This is a genomic window from Marinobacterium weihaiense (assembly GCF_019061305.1).
Taxonomy (GTDB): domain Bacteria; phylum Pseudomonadota; class Gammaproteobacteria; order Pseudomonadales; family Balneatricaceae; genus Marinobacterium; species Marinobacterium weihaiense.
In genome coordinates this window covers 50,954-66,491 of the sequence record NZ_JAHQZT010000001.1, presented here as the reverse complement: position 1 = coordinate 66,491, position 15,538 = coordinate 50,954, and the positions used below count along the sequence as shown (strand labels likewise).

At 57.9% G+C, this 15,538-nt stretch carries 16 protein-coding genes; 10 read left to right on the top strand and 6 right to left on the bottom strand.

Annotated features, from left to right (window positions below):
• Positions 1-2: 2 nt before the first annotated feature.
• Positions 3-2,615 (bottom strand): DNA translocase FtsK, encoded by a 2,613-nt coding sequence (locus tag KTN04_RS00295; RefSeq protein WP_254262268.1) that lies wholly within the window; start codon positions 2,613-2,615, stop codon positions 3-5.
• Between the two features lie 235 nt (positions 2,616-2,850).
• On the opposite strand from KTN04_RS00295, the gene trxB reads away from it, so the two are divergent.
• From trxB to infA, 4 genes are all read left to right on the top strand, one after another.
• The gene (trxB, locus tag KTN04_RS00290) at positions 2,851-3,807 is read left to right on the top strand and encodes a thioredoxin-disulfide reductase (protein ID WP_217333211.1); all 957 of its coding nucleotides are present in this window, start codon (positions 2,851-2,853) and stop codon (positions 3,805-3,807) included.
• Positions 3,807-4,526: a leucyl/phenylalanyl-tRNA--protein transferase gene (aat, locus tag KTN04_RS00285; RefSeq protein WP_217333210.1), complete on the top strand. Its 720-nt coding sequence runs from the start codon at positions 3,807-3,809 to the stop codon at positions 4,524-4,526. The genes trxB and aat overlap by 1 nt, the downstream gene beginning before the upstream one ends.
• Positions 4,519-5,235: an arginyltransferase gene (locus tag KTN04_RS00280; protein ID WP_217333209.1), complete on the top strand. Its 717-nt coding sequence runs from the start codon at positions 4,519-4,521 to the stop codon at positions 5,233-5,235. Before aat ends, KTN04_RS00280 begins: the two co-directional genes overlap by 8 nt.
• Positions 5,236-5,324: 89 nt before the next feature.
• Positions 5,325-5,543: a translation initiation factor IF-1 gene (infA, locus tag KTN04_RS00275; protein ID WP_217333208.1), complete on the top strand. Its 219-nt coding sequence runs from the start codon at positions 5,325-5,327 to the stop codon at positions 5,541-5,543.
• A gap of 33 nt (positions 5,544-5,576) precedes the next feature.
• Here infA and clpA read toward each other — a convergent pair whose 3' ends face one another.
• Positions 5,577-7,835: an ATP-dependent Clp protease ATP-binding subunit ClpA gene (clpA, locus tag KTN04_RS00270; RefSeq protein ID WP_217333207.1), complete on the bottom strand. Its 2,259-nt coding sequence runs from the start codon at positions 7,833-7,835 to the stop codon at positions 5,577-5,579.
• Positions 7,836-7,849: 14 nt separating this feature from the next.
• Positions 7,850-8,182: an ATP-dependent Clp protease adapter ClpS gene (gene clpS, locus KTN04_RS00265; RefSeq protein ID WP_217333206.1), complete on the bottom strand. Its 333-nt coding sequence runs from the start codon at positions 8,180-8,182 to the stop codon at positions 7,850-7,852.
• Between the two features lie 295 nt (positions 8,183-8,477).
• Between clpS and cspD the strand changes: the two genes are divergently transcribed.
• Positions 8,478-8,684 carry a cold shock domain-containing protein CspD gene (gene cspD, locus KTN04_RS00260; protein WP_217333205.1) on the top strand — a complete coding sequence of 69 codons (207 nt, stop codon included), beginning with the start codon at positions 8,478-8,480 and terminating at the stop codon, positions 8,682-8,684.
• Between the two features lie 12 nt (positions 8,685-8,696).
• A complete protein-coding gene (locus KTN04_RS00255) occupies positions 8,697-9,317 on the top strand; it encodes a pseudouridine synthase (RefSeq protein WP_217333204.1) in 621 nt (206 codons plus the stop codon).
• 4 nt (positions 9,318-9,321) lie between these two features.
• Here KTN04_RS00255 and moaE read toward each other — a convergent pair whose 3' ends face one another.
• Positions 9,322-9,780, bottom strand: a complete 459-nt coding sequence (moaE, locus tag KTN04_RS00250; protein ID WP_217333203.1) for a molybdopterin synthase catalytic subunit MoaE — start codon at positions 9,778-9,780, stop codon at positions 9,322-9,324.
• A 90-nt stretch (positions 9,781-9,870) separates the two neighbouring features.
• Here moaE and KTN04_RS00245 point away from each other — a divergent pair, with 90 nt between their 5' ends.
• The 3 genes from KTN04_RS00245 to hflD are packed head-to-tail and all read left to right on the top strand — an operon-like array spanning position 9,871 to position 12,127.
• The gene (locus KTN04_RS00245) at positions 9,871-10,317 is read left to right on the top strand and encodes an NUDIX hydrolase (protein ID WP_217333202.1); all 447 of its coding nucleotides are present in this window, start codon (positions 9,871-9,873) and stop codon (positions 10,315-10,317) included.
• A 2-nt stretch (positions 10,318-10,319) separates the two neighbouring features.
• Entirely contained in the window at positions 10,320-11,453 is a 1,134-nt protein-coding gene (gene mnmA, locus KTN04_RS00240) for a tRNA 2-thiouridine(34) synthase MnmA (protein ID WP_217333201.1), read from the top strand.
• Positions 11,453-12,127 carry a high frequency lysogenization protein HflD gene (hflD, locus tag KTN04_RS00235; RefSeq protein WP_217333200.1) on the top strand — a complete coding sequence of 225 codons (675 nt, stop codon included), beginning with the start codon at positions 11,453-11,455 and terminating at the stop codon, positions 12,125-12,127. Before mnmA ends, hflD begins: the two co-directional genes overlap by 1 nt.
• A 19-nt stretch (positions 12,128-12,146) precedes the next feature.
• On the opposite strand, the gene KTN04_RS00230 is transcribed toward hflD, so the two are convergent.
• Positions 12,147-12,509: a hypothetical protein gene (locus KTN04_RS00230; RefSeq protein ID WP_217333199.1), complete on the bottom strand. Its 363-nt coding sequence runs from the start codon at positions 12,507-12,509 to the stop codon at positions 12,147-12,149.
• A gap of 9 nt (positions 12,510-12,518) precedes the next feature.
• Positions 12,519-13,868, bottom strand: a complete 1,350-nt coding sequence (locus KTN04_RS00225) for a sulfite oxidase (RefSeq protein WP_217333198.1) — start codon at positions 13,866-13,868, stop codon at positions 12,519-12,521.
• A gap of 259 nt (positions 13,869-14,127) precedes the next feature.
• Between KTN04_RS00225 and purB the strand changes: the two genes are divergently transcribed.
• Positions 14,128-15,492 carry an adenylosuccinate lyase gene (gene purB / locus KTN04_RS00220; protein ID WP_217333197.1) on the top strand — a complete coding sequence of 455 codons (1,365 nt, stop codon included), beginning with the start codon at positions 14,128-14,130 and terminating at the stop codon, positions 15,490-15,492.
• The last annotated feature ends 46 nt before the right edge of the window (positions 15,493-15,538 follow it).

Sequence of the window (15,538 nt, the reverse complement as noted above, 5' to 3'; positions counted from 1 at the left end):
TGTTAATCCCTCGGGGGTGGTGGGGCCAGCACTTCACGCTGACCGTTGCTGCCGGCTTCGGACACGACACCGGCGGCTTCCATGGATTCAATCATCCGTGCGGCACGGTTGTAGCCGATCTTCAGCTTGCGCTGAACACTGGAAATCGAGGCCTTGCGAGACTCAGTAACAAAAGCGACCGCTTCGTCATACAGCGGATCCTGCTCGTCGTCGAAGCCGCCACCACTGCCGCCGGACTCACTCCCTCCTTCGGACAAGTTCACGTCGATGTAGTTCGGCGTACCCAGCAGCTTCCACTGTTCGACGACACGGTGTACCTCGTCGTCACTGACGAACGCACCGTGAACACGGTTCGGAATACTGGTGCCGGCCGGCACGTACAGCATGTCACCGTAGCCCAGCAGACTCTCCGCACCGCCCTGATCCAGAATGGTACGCGAGTCGATCTTGGACGACACTTGGAAGGCGATGCGCGTCGGCACGTTGGCCTTGATCAGGCCAGTAATCACATCCACGGAAGGACGCTGTGTGGCCAGAATCAGGTGGATGCCCGCCGCGCGTGCCTTTTGCGCGATACGGGCGATCAGTTCTTCAACTTTCTTGCCGACCATCATCATCATGTCGGCGAACTCGTCGATCACCACCACGATGTACGGCAGCGTTTCCAATGCGGGGGCCGGCTCGTTATCCGGCAAACCGTGTTCCTGAGGATTCCACAGTGGATCCGCCAGCGGTTGGCCGGCTTCCTGCGCATTGATGACCTTGTCATTGAAGCCGGCCAGGTTACGCACGCCCATCTTGGCCATTAACTTGTAGCGACGTTCCATTTCGGCCACGCACCAGCGCAGGCCACCGGCGGCCTCCTTCATGTCGGTGATAACCGGTGTCAGCAGGTGCGGCACACCTTCGTAAATCGACAGCTCCAGCATTTTCGGATCGACCAGAATGAGCCTTACTTCGTCCGGTGTCGCCTTGAGCAGCAGGCTCAGCAGCATGGCATTGACGCCTACCGACTTGCCCGAGCCGGTTGTACCGGCTACCAGCAGGTGCGGCATCTTGGCCAGGTTGGCGACCACTGGATTACCGGCAATGTCGTTGCCCAGCGCCAGCGTCAGGCGTGAAGAAGCCTCCAGGTAAGGCTTGGCATTGAGCACTTCGCTCAGATGCACGGTCTGGCGCACCTCGTTGGGAATTTCCACACCGACCACGGATTTGCCGGGGATGACTTCAACCACTCGTACACTGGTCACGGCCATGGAACGGGCCAGATCACGCGACAGGTTCGAGATCTTGCTCGCCTTGACGCCAGGTGCAGGTTGCAGTTCGAACCGGGTAATCACGGGGCCGGGGTTAACCTCAACTACTTCCGCTTTCACACCGAAGTCATTGAGCTTGGTTTCCAGCAAGCGCGACATCTGCTCTAGATCGTCTTCGCTATAGCCGTTTTCATGATGCTCGGACGGCGGGTCCAGCAGGTCCAGAGACGGCAGTCGCGGCAGCTGCTTGCGTTTCTGCGTGGGCTCTTGATCGGCCTCGGCCGCCAGTGGCTGATGCGTCTCGGACAGGGGGACGATTTTCAGATTCTTTTTGGCCTGTGCCGCTTCTGCTGCCCCAGTGGGGGCCGGTTCAACAGGCGGTGCAGATCGGCGCGCTGGAGCCGGTTGCTCGCTGCGCATGGCTTCAGCTTGTTCAACTGGAGAGGCCTGAGTGGTTACGGCAGCGATTGCATTGTCGACGAGTGCCTGTGGCTCGTCCCGTGTCGCTGTCATCGGAGCTGCCGTACCTGAGGCGGGCGCAAACTCAAACGGCACGGGGTCATCAGCCATACCCGACAGTGAAGGCTCGACACGCGAAGACGTCTGACCGCGAGCAGGCGGGGCAACCGGCAGCTCGTGCTGGGCCTGCCTGCGCAGCGGCTCCGAGAGCGGCTTTCGTGCTTCAGGCGACGTATCGTCCCATTCCGGCTCGGTGTGAGCTCCCTGCCACCAGCCGTTACTCATGCGGTCGCGAGTACACTCGACAGCCAACAGGATCCTGTCACCCACATACTCAAGCGCATCACGCCATGAAATTTCCATAAATAGCGTGAGTCCCAGCAGCAGCAGGGTCCACAAAACGACCGAGCTGCCAGTGACGCTGAACCAGCTGACGCTCCAGTCTGAAAGCGCCTGCCCCAGCAGACCACCAACGGAGAACGGGTAATGCAGCCCCTCATTTGACAAGTGAATTGATGCCAGTGCACAGAGGCTCAACATGAAAACGGCCGCGCCCGTGACCCTCAGCATCACCAGTGGCAGGGTGTCGAGCAAACTATGCCTGGGGCGGCGCAGAAAGCGCCAAGCAGGCCATAGCAACAGCCCCGGCAACAGATAGGCCCCGATCCCGATCGATGAAATAACGCCATCAGCCAGCCAGGCGCCTGCCGCACCGGTAAAGTTCTCCACCTTAGGCTGGTAACCCAAGTGCGACCAGCCGGGGTCACGCGGGTCATACCCAATCAGCGATAGCAGCAGGAACAGGTTGGCACCGATCAACAGAATCAGAGCGCTTTCGCGAGCGACGGTAATCAGCTGCTCTGCCAGCGAATGCGGGCTTTTGGGGTGGTTATCACTCAATCCGGTTATCCTTACACTCAACAGATCATCTAGCTGCCGCAAAAATACCATAATACGCTCACAGAAGCAGACTATTGCCCTGTTCTAAAAGGGAATCGCGTGACAGGCGCGCTATCGCGACAGGCCTCGGAATAGACAATCCATGCCCGCAGGTTTAGAGTCAGCGTCAATCTGCCGAGGGCTCATGATCGCATGAGCCAGCTTACGAACATCTTAACGTGGAATTGGAACACTCATGAGCGAAGTACAGCATCATCGCCTGATTATTCTGGGTTCGGGCCCCGCCGGTTACACTGCTGCCGTCTACGCAGCCCGCGCCAACCTTGAACCGGTCGTGATTACCGGCATGCAGGCCGGCGGCCAGTTGACTACTACCACGGATGTCGATAACTGGCCGGGTGATGTGGACGGCGTTCAGGGCCCTGAACTCATGCAGCGCATGCAGGCTCATGCCGAGCGTTTCAATACTCAGGTCATCTTCGATCATATCAACGAAACCGACCTGGGCAACCGTCCTTTCCGCCTCAAGGGCGACATGGGCGAGTACACCTGTGACGCTTTGATCATTGCCACCGGTGCATCGGCACAGTATCTCGGGCTTGAGTCTGAAGAAGCCTTTATGGGCAAGGGCGTCAGTGCCTGTGCAACCTGTGATGGTTTTTTCTACCGTGGTCAGAAGGTTGCCGTCATTGGCGGGGGCAATACCGCGGTCGAGGAAGCGCTGTATCTGTCCAATATCGCAGCAGAAGTGACACTGGTACACCGCCGCGACAGCCTGCGCGCCGAGAAGATTTTGCAGGACAAGATTCTCGAACGGGCCGAAAACGGCAACATTAATATTCTGTGGAACCATCAGCTCGACGAAGTGCTGGGCGATGACAGCGGCGTCACGGGCATGCGTGTGCGCAGCACAACGGATGACAGCACCCAAGAATTGGACCTGCAGGGCGTATTTGTTGCTATCGGTCATAAACCGAATACCGACCTGTTTGTCGGCCAACTTGACATGGAGGACGGGTATCTCAAGATTCGCTCCGGTCTGGAGGGCAATGCCACTCAGACCAGCATCGAGGGCGTATTTGCCGCCGGTGATGTGTGTGATCATAACTACCGTCAGGCAATTACCTCGGCCGGTTTCGGCTGCATGGCGGCGCTGGATGCCGAAAAATTCCTGGATAACCTCGACAGCTGATGATTCTCTGGCTGGCCGATGACAGTCTGGAATTCCCTCCCCTCGAGCAGGCACTGGTCGAGCCGGATGGACTGCTTGCAGCCGGGGGGGATCTCAGCGAGGCACGGCTGTTGCACGCCTATCGCAACGGTATTTTCCCCTGGTACAACCCGGGTGAACCCATTCTCTGGTGGAGCCCGGACCCCCGCTGTGTGCTCTTTCCGAATGAACTGTACCTGTCACGCAGTCTGCGCAAGCGGCTGCGCAAGCAGGATTACCGGGTTACCTTCGATCAGGCCTTCGCCAAGGTCGTGGCAGCCTGTGCCGCGCCCCGGCGTGGTCAGGAAGGCACCTGGATCAGTGACGACATCTTCGGCGCCTATCTCAACCTGCACCATCAGGGGCATGCGCACTCTGTCGAGGTCTGGATAGGCGACGAGCTGGTCGGTGGCCTGTACGGACTGGCGATCGGTCGAGTGTTCTTTGGCGAGTCCATGTTTTCCCGCCAGCGGGATGCATCCAAAATCGCCTTTGCCTGGCTGGCCCATCAGCTGCAATACTGGGGGTATGAGCTGATTGACTGTCAGGTATACAACGACCACCTGGCCAGTCTGGGGGCGACCGAAATTCCGCGTCAGGATTTCACGCGCCGGCTGGAACAGTTGCGTGATACTCCCGTATGCCATGCGTGGTCGTTTGCAATCAGCCGTGACGACATCACTGGAGCCCGTCATGAGTAATCTGCGCACGCTGAGGTTTTACGCCACACCCGAGCACGGTTGCAGTTACCTACCAGACCGCCAGGCCCGAACGCTGTTCGTAGACCCCCGCACCAGTATTGACCGCAACCTGTACAGCCAGTTGTCCGATTTAGGTTTTCGCCGCAGTGGCGGCCATATATACCGTCCCCATTGCGAAGGCTGCCAGGCCTGTATCTCGGTGCGTATTCCGGTTGACCGCTTTCGCCCGTCAAAAACCCAGCGTCGCATCGAAAACCGCAACGCGGATCTTGTCGTGCAATCGGCGCCTTGCCGTCTGACGGATGAATATTACGCGCTCTATGAGCGCTATATTCGTCAACGTCATGCCGACGGTGACATGTACCCGCCCAGTGAAGATCAATTCAGCAACTTTCTGACGGAAGGCTGTGCCGACAGCTGCTTTTACGAGTTCAGAAATACCGACGGTCACCTGCTGGCCATCGCGGTTTCCGACCGGCTGGATCAGGGCTTGTCCGCCCTGTACACCTTCTACGATCCGGATGAATATAGACGCAGCCTGGGTGTTTATGCGGTACTTTGGCAAATACGCCAGGCATGCCGGCTGGGTCTGTCTTTTCTATATCTTGGGTATTGGGTCAAGTCGTGCAGGAAAATGAACTATAAAACGGCCTATTCGCCACTGGAAATGCTCCATAATGGCGAGTGGAAACTGATGGATAAGGCATAACTCAAGGATAGATTTTGAATTCAAGCGCAATTTCAGGCAGAATATTGCGCTTTCCAAACAGGCAATCCAGCCTCAAAGGTAGGTAGTGAATGGCTAAAGAAGATTCATTTGAAATGGAAGGGGTTGTTGTTGATACCCTGCCCAACACCATGTTCCGAGTAGAGCTCGAGAACGGTCATGTTGTAACGGCTCACATTTCCGGCAAGATGCGTAAAAATTACATCCGCATCCTGACCGGCGACAAGGTTAAGGTTGAGCTGACTCCGTACGACCTGAGCAAAGGTCGCATCGTCTACCGCGCCCGTTAATTTACCAGGCGCGGTTCCGGTGGATGGCAGCCGTTAGGCTGCCACCGCTGCGACCTCCACGCTGATCTCCCCGTCTTCACCCACACTTATATCCACGTCGCCACCCGACTCTGCCAGCTCCCCGAACAGAATCATTTCAGCCAGCGGTTTCTTCAGTTTTTCCTGAATCAGACGCTGCATAGGGCGCGCGCCCATCTTGACGTCGTAACCATGCTCGGCCAGCCAGGCGCGTGCGCTTTCATCAACATGCAGAACCACATGTTTCTCGTCCAGCTGCGCCTGTAGTTCGGTGAGGAACTTGTCGACCACACCCTTGACGATATCCAGCGTCAGCGCCTTGAACTGAATCACGGCATCCAGACGGTTACGGAATTCCGGCGTGAACAGGCGCTTGAGCGCCTCCATTGCGTCGGAGCTGTGATCCTGACGCGTAAAGCCGATCGACGGACGGCTCTGGGCCTCGGCACCGGCGTTGGTGGTCATGACCAGAATCACGTTGCGGAAATCCGCCTTGCGGCCGTTATTGTCGGTCAGGGTACCGTTATCCATGACCTGCAAGAGCAGGTTAAAGACTTCCGGATGCGCCTTCTCGATCTCATCCAGCAATAGTACACAGTGCGGTGACTTGGTAATCGCCTCTGTCAACAAACCACCTTGATCAAAACCGACATAGCCCGGAGGTGCGCCGATCAGGCGTGACACGGTGTGCCGCTCCATGTACTCGGACATATCGAAACGCACCAGCTCGATTCCCAGAATACGGGCCAGCTGCTGAGTCACTTCGGTCTTACCGACCCCGGTGGGACCGGCGAACAGGAAGCTGCCTACAGGCTTGTTGGGCTCTTTCAGGCCAGCGCGCGACAGCTTGATGGCCGAGGCCAGAGAATCGATTGCCTCATCCTGCCCCAAAACCACCATTTTGAGGTTGTTCTCCAGCTTGCGCAGCTGATCCTTGTCGGAAGTCGACACGCTTTTCGGCGGAATGCGCGCAATCTTGGCGACCACGCTTTCAACGTCTACCACGTCAATCACGCGCTTGCGTTGCTCTTCCGGCATCAAGCGCTGGTAGGCCCCGGCTTCATCGATCACATCGATGGCCTTGTCCGGCATGTGCTTGTCGTTGATGTAACGATCCGCCAGTTCGGAGGCCGCACGCAGGGCCGCGTCGGTGTATTCCAGATCATGATGTTCTTCAAAGCGCGATTTGAGTCCTCGCAGGATGTGGTAAGTATCTTCGACACTGGGCTCCAGAACATCAATTTTCTGGAATCGGCGCGCCAGGGCACGATCCTTCTCGAAAATGCCACGGAACTCCTGGAACGTTGTCGAACCAATGCAGCGAATCTCGCCGGAGCTGAGCAATGGTTTGAGCAGGTTGGACGCATCCATGGAGCCTCCGGACGCCGCACCGGCACCGATGATGGTATGAATCTCATCGATGAACAGAATGGCCTTGGACTGCTGGCGAATCTCGTTCAGCAGCGCTTTCAAGCGCTTTTCGAAGTCGCCACGGTACTTGGTGCCGGCCAGCAAGGCCCCCAGGTCCAAGGCATACACCACGCTTTCCGCAATGATATCAGGCACCTTGTCCTCGATTATCAGCTTGGCCAGACCTTCGGCAATGGCCGTCTTGCCCACGCCCGCCTCACCGACCAGCAAGGGGTTGTTCTTGCGGCGACGGGACAAAATCTGCACCACGCGTTCGACTTCAGCGTCGCGGCCCACCAGCGGATCGATCCGCCCCTGTGCCGCCTGCTGATTCAGGTTAACGGCATACTGCGCCAGCGGACTTTTGCCCTTCTCGCTGCTTTCCTCGCCCTCAACGGCAGCTTCCGGGTCGTCTGACTCGCTTTCATTGATACGGGAAATACCGTGCGAGATGTAATTGACGACGTCAACACGCTCGATGCCCTGCTGCTGCAACACAAATACGGCATGGCTTTCCTGTTCGCTGAAAATGGCCACCAGCACGTTGGCACCACTGACTTCGGTCTTGCCGGATGACTGGACGTGGAAGACGGCCCGCTGTAGCACGCGCTGAAAGCCCAGTGTCGGCTGAGTTTCCATGTTGGGAATGTTGTCCGGCAACAGGGGAGTAGTTTCTTCGATGAACTGGGTCAGCTGCTGACGCAGCCGGTCCAAATCAACACCACAGGCATTCAACACCTCCGCTGCCTGGCGGTTATCGAGCAATGCCAGCAGCAGGTGCTCGACCGTCATGAATTCATGTCGCTTGTCCCGGGCAGACCGGAATGCAACGCTCAGGGTATCTTCAAGCTCTCGGTTCAGCATGGCATTCGCCTCCGTCAGACCGTTTCCACTTCACACAGCAGAGGGTGTTTGTTTTCCCGGGCGTACTGATTCACCTGAGCTGCCTTGGTTTCGGCAACGTCACGGGTGTATACACCGCATACGCCCTTACCCTGAGTATGGACCGCAAGCATCACCTGTGTCGCTTTTTCCTGATCCATACTGAAAAAAATCATCAGCACTTCAACCACAAAATCCATCGGCGTGTAGTCATCATTCATTAACACGACGCGATACATCGGCGGCCGCTTGAGTGCCGGTTTGGCTTCAGCTGTTGCCAGACCGCCCTCTCCCGGATGGTCTTCATCAGCATTATGGTCGGCTCCCATCAATCTGAACTCTTGCACCTTTTGCAGCAACATCTCTACCTTCGATATTAGTCTAAATCCCGCCGGAAAAGCCCTGCGCCATCTAGTGTCATGGACTGCAAATGCTATACTCGGCCTCATACAAGGAGAGGTTAAAGGCAGCCTGCCCATAAGTCTACGCCGTTCGTGGCTGACTTCCACGGTTGCCCGCCTGCAGTCCCTGACTCTAGCTTTTTTAAAAGGAACCCCGATACACAGCCGTGTGCGGGACATGACCGAAGGAGCAAGGCTCCGAATGTCGCAGGAGGAAGTAGTGATGCAGATAGGGACAGTTAAATGGTTCAACAATGCAAAAGGGTACGGATTCATTTTGTCCGAAGCGCATGACGAAGAACTGTTTGCCCATTTTTCGGCCATTGCCATGGACGGTTATAAAAGCCTCAAGGCCGGCCAAGCCGTTAAATTCGAAACTCAGGAAGGCCCCAAGGGGCTGCACGCCATCAATATTCAGCCCGCGGAGTAATCAGCGTTATACATGTCGACCATCCTGCTCTTCAACAAGCCCTTCAGGGTACTGACCCAGTTTACCGACCAGGGTGCGCGCGCGACACTCGCCGATTACATCAAGGTCCCCGGAGTCTATGCTGCGGGGCGGTTGGACTATGACTCCGAGGGCCTGCTCATTCTGACGGGCGATGGGCAGCTTCAACACCAGCTGGCCAATCCCGCCTTCAAAATGCCCAAAACCTACTATGCGCAGGTTGATGGCCTGATTTCAGATGCAGCACTGGAGCGGTTGCGCAATGGTATAACCTTGAAGGACGGTCCTACGCGCCCTGCCAAAGCCAAGCGCATTGATGAGCCGGAATGGCTGTGGCCGCGCACGCCCCCGGTGCGTTACCGCAAGGAACAGCCCACCAGCTGGCTGAAACTGACTATTACCGAAGGCCGTAACCGCCAGGTACGGCGCATGACGGCAGACGTTGGCTTCCCCACCTTGCGCCTGATTCGCTGGTCGATTGGCCCCTGGTCACTGGATACACTGGCACCCGGTGAATGGCGGCAAGAAAGCGTCAACCTGCCGCGGCAACGTCCGACCAAGCCCATCAAGCGAGGCCATGCCAACACGACCAGGCGACCGGCACGTGCGCGCTAACTCTTCAATCGGTTAACCAGCGCTTTGCAGCCTGCAGGTCGGTGTCCTTCTGCTCAACCCACTGCTCGTCACCACGGATGCGTTCCTTTTTCCAGAAAGGCGCGTCACGTTTGAGGTAGTCCATCAGAAAAGCTGCGGCCTCGAAGGCTTCGGCTCGATGCGCGCTGGCAACGCCGACGAAGACGATATTATCTCCGGGCTGCAGCCACCCGATGCGATGGCATACCAGTACACGGCCCAGCGGCCAGCGCCGCCGTGCCTGCCGGACAATATCCGCCAGCGCCCGTTCTGTCATGCCCGGATAATGCTCCAAATAGAGCCCTTCCAGCGCTCCCTGAAGCTGATCGCGGACCAGACCGGTAAAGGTGACAATGGCGCCAGCCTCGACGCCGCCCTCGCGCAGCCATTCCTGATACTGCCCGGGGTTGAAATCCTCGACCTGCACCCGTATTAAATCATTCATTACACCTGTCCTCGCCAAGGGGATACCCGACAAACATCACGGCAAACTGTTATCATTGGATCCAGTACAACAGAGTATGATGGAGATGTGATGCGCTGGACACCCCACGCAACGGTTGCCTGTATTATTGAGCAGGACGGGCGCTTCCTGCTGGTGGAGGAGATGGCCGGCGGACGCGCCGTGATCAATCAGCCGGCTGGACACCTCGAAGAGGGTGAAAGTTTTGTGGCGGCTGCCTGCCGGGAAACACTGGAAGAAACCGGCTGGCACGTTGAGCCCGAGGCGCTGCTGGGGCTGTACACCTATCGCGCGCCCTCCAACGGCGTGACTTACCACCGTTTCTGCTTCATTGCACGCCCGCTTGCACCGGTGGATGGCGCGGTACTCGATGACGGCATCATCGGACCGCTGTGGCTCACGCGGGAAGAACTGGAGGCGCGCCGTAACGACCTGCGCAGTGAACTGGTAACCCGCTGTATCGATGACTACCTGAGCGGCATGCGCTATCCGCTCGAATTTATTCAGGAAACCGCTTGAACATGACTGCACCTGCAACCAACGCCCAGACCAAAGTGATCGTCGGCATGTCCGGCGGCGTGGACTCCTCCGTATCCGCTCTGATCCTGCTGCAACAGGGGTATCAGGTGGAAGGGTTGTTCATGAAGAACTGGGACGAGGATGACGGCACTGAATACTGTACCGCCAAGGAAGACATGGCCGATGCCCAGGCAGTCTGCGACAAGCTTGGCATTCACCTGCACAGTGCCAACTTTGCCGCTGAATACTGGGATAACGTATTCGAGCACTTCCTGGAAGAATACAAGGCAGGCCGCACGCCAAACCCCGATATCCTGTGCAACCGGGAAATCAAGTTCAAGGCATTTCTGGAATACGCCCGCATGCTGGGTGCGGACATGATTGCCACCGGGCATTACGTGCGCCGCGGCGAGCGTGACGGACATACCGTTTTGCTCAAGGGACTGGACGCCAACAAGGACCAGAGCTACTTCCTGCATCAGGTGGGCGAAGAGGAGCTGAAGCTGACCCTGTTCCCGGTGGGAGAATTGGAAAAGCCGGAAGTGCGCCGACTGGCGGAAGAGCACGGTCTGGTCACGCATGACAAGAAAGACAGCACCGGCATCTGCTTCATTGGCGAGCGCCGTTTCAGCGACTTTTTGAAGCAGTACCTGCCGGCTCAGCCCGGCAAGATTGAAACACCCGATGGCGACGTGATCGGCGACCACCAGGGCCTGATGTACTACACCATTGGCCAGCGTCAGGGGCTTGGCATCGGTGGCCTCAAGGACTATCCGGAAGAGCCCTGGTTTGCCGCGGCCAAGGACCTGGACCGTAATGTGTTGATTGCCGTGCAAGGCCAGCACCCGCTGTTGTATGCGGACTGGTTGCATGCCGGCGATATCTTCTGGATCAGCGGCGAAGCCCCTGCTCTGCCGCTGCGCTGCAAGGCCAAGGTACGTTACCGCCAATCGGACCAGGATTGCACCCTTGAGGCCGCACCCGAGGGCGGCTATCGCGTCATCTTTGACACGCCTCAGCGTGCGGTGACGCCAGGCCAGTCCGTGGTACTGTACCGCGATGACCTTTGCCTGGGGGGGGGCGTCATTGAATCCACTTCCCGTCACTCGGTAGCCGCTTCAGCCAAGGAGGCCTGATGTCACGCCAACACGATGAACAGACCATAGCCCTGGCCGGCATGTTTCAGGCTGCAAGCCTGGTGGATCAGGTTGCGCAACGCGGCATGGTGCCGCAGAACAACTATGAAACCTGTATTGCCAGCCTGTTTGCCACTAACCCGAAGCTAACCGAGGATGTCTTCGGCGGCGTCAAGGAAGTGCCCTATGGCTTGAGTCTTGGCCTGCGTCACCTGCAGGACATGGTGGAAAAAAAGGAAAGTGGGCAGAACAAGCAGATCATCCAGTATGTACTGGGCATGATCATGCTGGAACGCCAACTCGACAAGCATCCTGACGTCATGTCAAAGCTGGGCAAGGGCATTGATGCGATTGCCGATAAGGCACGCTACTTCAACGACCAGGATGCTGCTTCCAGCGTACCGTTGGCGCCGGTGGCGTATACACATCGCAATGTCATCGCGGCGCTGGATAACCTGTACCAGGAAACCATCAGCCAGTTCAGCTTCCGCATTCAGGTCGGAGGGGATCCGCGACATCTGCAGAACACCGAAAACGCTGCACGCATTCGCGCGCTACTGCTGGCCGGCATCCGTGCCACGCTGTTGTGGCGTCAGGTCGGCGGCAAGCGCTGGCACATGCTGTTTTTCCGCTCGCGCCTCAAGCCTTCACTGCGACGCATCATGCGGGCCTGATGGCCCGCAGATTATATCGTCATGAGTTACTGTCAGCCTTGTACGGATTAACGGGCATCAGGTCGCGCGGGAGTGCTTCACGCCGCGCGCCCTCCTTCACGCCATAGTGCGTCGACAGATAATCCAGAATGGTTTTCTCGGTTGCCGGGTCAAACTGCCACAGGTTTTGTGTCGCCTGCATCCAGCGGATCAGGTTGAGCCAGTAGTTGCGTGAGCCGCTGTTTTGGGTCACCAGCCCGGCAGAATGACAGGCGGTGCAGTTGTTGCGTACTGCTTCCCAGCCATCGGCCAGTACAAGCCCCGTAGCAGGATCTTTTTCAGCCGCTGCCGGCAGTGGCATCAACAGGGCCAGCGCCAGGCTGGCCACGGGCAGGATTTTCATACGCCCTCCTTATGCCACCTGAACCGCAATGCGGTGGCAAGCATTGTTGAGATAGCCTCTCGGGTTCCAGCCCGGCACAACCATGGGTTGCGAATGCCCTTCGGTATCCACCGCGCGCGCCCATACTTCGTAGTATCCCTTTTCCGGAAAGCGCAGTTCGGCAGACCAATGCTGCCAGGCCAGCCGATTTGCAGGCGCTTCCAGCGTGGCCTTCTGCCAGGTGGCACCAAAGTCGATCGAGACGTGAACTTCACTGACCGCCAGATCACCGGCCCAGGCGTGGCCACGGATAGCCAGGGGCACATCCAGCGCATGGGTCAGGCCCGATTTGGGAAAGGTAACCAGTGATTTCACCGGCATGGAACCGATGATTTTCATATCCGCCTTGGGCACCTCCGTGCCGGGGGCGACCGGATATTTGGGTACCGCATAGGAAGGCGGTGACATCTTGGCACCGTCATGTACCTGGTTGCGAATGACGATTTTCTTAAGCCATTTACCGGATACCGAACCTGGCCAGCCACCACAGACCAGTCGCAATGGGTGGCCGTTCAGCAGGGGAATGTCTTCATCATTCATCGCCCAGGCAATCAGCGATTCGTCTTCCATCGCCTTTTCAATGGGTACACCGCGTGAAATGGCCTCCTTGGACGGATCCCGGCTCAGGTGCTGATCGGCACCGTAATAGCCGATATACACAGCATCCGATTTGACACCACAGGCTTCAAGCACATCACGCACGCGCACGCCGGTAAACCGCGGGCAGGCAACCGCTCCCAGTGTCCACTGGTTGCCACTGGCCGAAGGGACAAACTCGGAGCGGCCATTGCCGCCACACTCCACCTGCAGCTGATAGGTGTGATGCTTGAATCGTTCCTTCAATTCCGCCAGAGTGAATGTCATGGGGTTCTCGCAGGATTCGCCCGCAATTTCCAGCGTCCAGGTCGCCGTATCAATGGCATTCATCTCCGGCGGCAAGCCGTTGTTGCGCACAAACATACGATTATTGGGTGTAACACGGTCATCCAGCAGGTGGGCCGGTGTTTCCGCATTGATGGGACGATCGTTCAAGACACGTAGACCATCCTTGCCTGCCAGTGCAAAAGGCTCGGTGGTATTGGCCAGCGCCGCCGGAATCAACCCACCGGGCATCTTATCTCCAAAGGGGATGGCACTGGCACCCAGCGCCGAGGCCATCGCCAGCAGGCTGGAGCGTTTCAGAAAACCGCGCCGGGACGCCGGATCCACCTGCCGCCCCCAGAGTTTGCGGTCGGCTTCAGCCGGATCTTCTGCATACAATTCATGAATACCACGGGTATCGGGGCCCTGCCCCACCGCGTCTTTGTTCTTGTGACTCATGGCGAGAACTCCTTCGGGCCTGACCGTTCACCGACTCCTTCTATGCGGCGGTCGGCGCGACCAGACTGTTCTTATTGGTCTATCCGGATAGACGGGCACCCTGCACCCGTCCGGCAGTCTCTCGCATTTGAGCGTAGCAGCTTTTTCCCCGGCAGGTGTCCAAGGCGCCGCAAACCTCGCCAACGGCATACCCAGTAGCGGCCATTTTCCGTATAATCGCCCCTTTAATGACACAAGCTGACAAGTGAGACTGTGTAACATGGAGCTTTCCGCCCTTACCGCCGTATCCCCGGTTGATGGCCGCTACGGCAGCAAAACTGCTGATCTGCGCGCTGTATTCAGTGAATTCGGTTTGATCCGTTTCCGCGTACAGGTCGAGGTCCGCTGGCTGCAGCAGCTGGCTTCCCACCCGCAGATCCAGGAAGTACCGGCCCTGAGCGCAGAAGCCAACGCACTGCTGGACAACCTGGTCGACAACTTCAGTGTCGAGCACGCCGAGCGGATCAAGGAGATCGAACGTACCACCAACCACGACGTGAAGGCGGTTGAGTACTTCATCAAGGAGCAGATCGCCGATAACGCCGAGCTGATGGCGGTCAACGAATTCGTTCACTTCGCCTGCACCTCTGAAGACATCAACAACCTGTCTCACGCGCTGATGCTGCGCCACGGTGTTGAAGTAACGCGCAGCCAGATGCAGCAGGTCACCGATGCCATCGCCGCACTGGGTCGTGAGCACGCTGACCAGCCGATGCTGTGCCGCACCCACGGCCAGACCGCCTCCCCCAGCACCATGGGCAAGGAGATGGCCAACGTTGCCTACCGTCTGCAGCGTCAGCTCAAGCAGCTGGATCAAATCGAGTACCTGGGCAAGATCAACGGTGCCGTAGGCAACTACAACGCTCACCTGTCCGCCTATGCCGATATCGACTGGGAAGCCAACGCCAAGTCTTTCGTTGAAAGCCTGGGCCTGACCTGGAACCCGTACACCACCCAGATCGAGCCGCACGACTACATCGCAGAACTGTTTGATGTCGTATGCCGTTTCAACACCATCCTGATCGACTTCGATCGTGATGTGTGGGGCTACATCTCCTTGGGCTTCTTCAAGCAGAAGACTGTTGCCGGCGAAGTAGGCTCCTCCACCATGCCGCACAAGGTCAACCCGATCGACTTCGAAAACTCCGAAGGCAACCTGGGTATTGCCAACGCCATCATGCAGCATCTGGCCGCCAAACTGCCGATCTCCCGCTGGCAGCGCGACCTGACCGACTCTACCGTGCTGCGTAACCTGGGTGTCGGCTTCGGCCACAGCCTGATCGCCTACCAGGCCAGCCTGAAAGGCATCGGCAAGCTGGAGATCAATGCTGCGCGTCTGGCGGAAGATCTGAACAACGCCTGGGAAGTCCTGGCCGAGCCGATCCAGACCGTCATGCGTCGTTACGGCATCGAGAAGCCGTACGAAAAGCTGAAGGATCTGACCCGCGGCAAGGAGATGAATCAGGAGACCATCCAGAACTTCATCGACTCTCTGGACATGCCGGAAGCGGCCAAGGCTGAACTCAAGGCACTGACGCCGGCGCTGTACATCGGCAACGCCGCCGACCAGGCCAAGCGTATCTAATGCACATTACGGGGCCTGAAGGCCCCGTTTTTGTATCTTTACTCGT

Excerpts from the sequence above, each read along its gene's own strand:
- trxB (WP_217333211.1), top strand. The coding sequence starts at position 2,851 with ATGAGCGAAGTACAGCATCATCGCCTGATTATTCTGGGTTCGGGCCCC.
- aat (WP_217333210.1), top strand. The coding sequence starts at position 3,807 with ATGATTCTCTGGCTGGCCGATGACAGTCTGGAATTCCCTCCCCTCGAG.
- KTN04_RS00280 (WP_217333209.1), top strand. The coding sequence starts at position 4,519 with ATGAGTAATCTGCGCACGCTGAGGTTTTACGCCACACCCGAGCACGGT.
- infA (WP_217333208.1), top strand. The coding sequence starts at position 5,325 with ATGGCTAAAGAAGATTCATTTGAAATGGAAGGGGTTGTTGTTGATACC.
- clpA (WP_217333207.1), bottom strand. The coding sequence starts at position 7,835 with ATGCTGAACCGAGAGCTTGAAGATACCCTGAGCGTTGCATTCCGGTCT.
- clpS (WP_217333206.1), bottom strand. The coding sequence starts at position 8,182 with ATGGGAGCCGACCATAATGCTGATGAAGACCATCCGGGAGAGGGCGGT.
- cspD (WP_217333205.1), top strand. The coding sequence starts at position 8,478 with ATGCAGATAGGGACAGTTAAATGGTTCAACAATGCAAAAGGGTACGGA.
- KTN04_RS00255 (WP_217333204.1), top strand. The coding sequence starts at position 8,697 with ATGTCGACCATCCTGCTCTTCAACAAGCCCTTCAGGGTACTGACCCAG.
- moaE (WP_217333203.1), bottom strand. The coding sequence starts at position 9,780 with ATGAATGATTTAATACGGGTGCAGGTCGAGGATTTCAACCCCGGGCAG.
- KTN04_RS00245 (WP_217333202.1), top strand. The coding sequence starts at position 9,871 with ATGCGCTGGACACCCCACGCAACGGTTGCCTGTATTATTGAGCAGGAC.
- mnmA (WP_217333201.1), top strand. The coding sequence starts at position 10,320 with ATGACTGCACCTGCAACCAACGCCCAGACCAAAGTGATCGTCGGCATG.
- hflD (WP_217333200.1), top strand. The coding sequence starts at position 11,453 with ATGTCACGCCAACACGATGAACAGACCATAGCCCTGGCCGGCATGTTT.
- KTN04_RS00230 (WP_217333199.1), bottom strand. The coding sequence starts at position 12,509 with ATGAAAATCCTGCCCGTGGCCAGCCTGGCGCTGGCCCTGTTGATGCCA.
- KTN04_RS00225 (WP_217333198.1), bottom strand. The coding sequence starts at position 13,868 with ATGAGTCACAAGAACAAAGACGCGGTGGGGCAGGGCCCCGATACCCGT.
- purB (WP_217333197.1), top strand. The coding sequence starts at position 14,128 with ATGGAGCTTTCCGCCCTTACCGCCGTATCCCCGGTTGATGGCCGCTAC.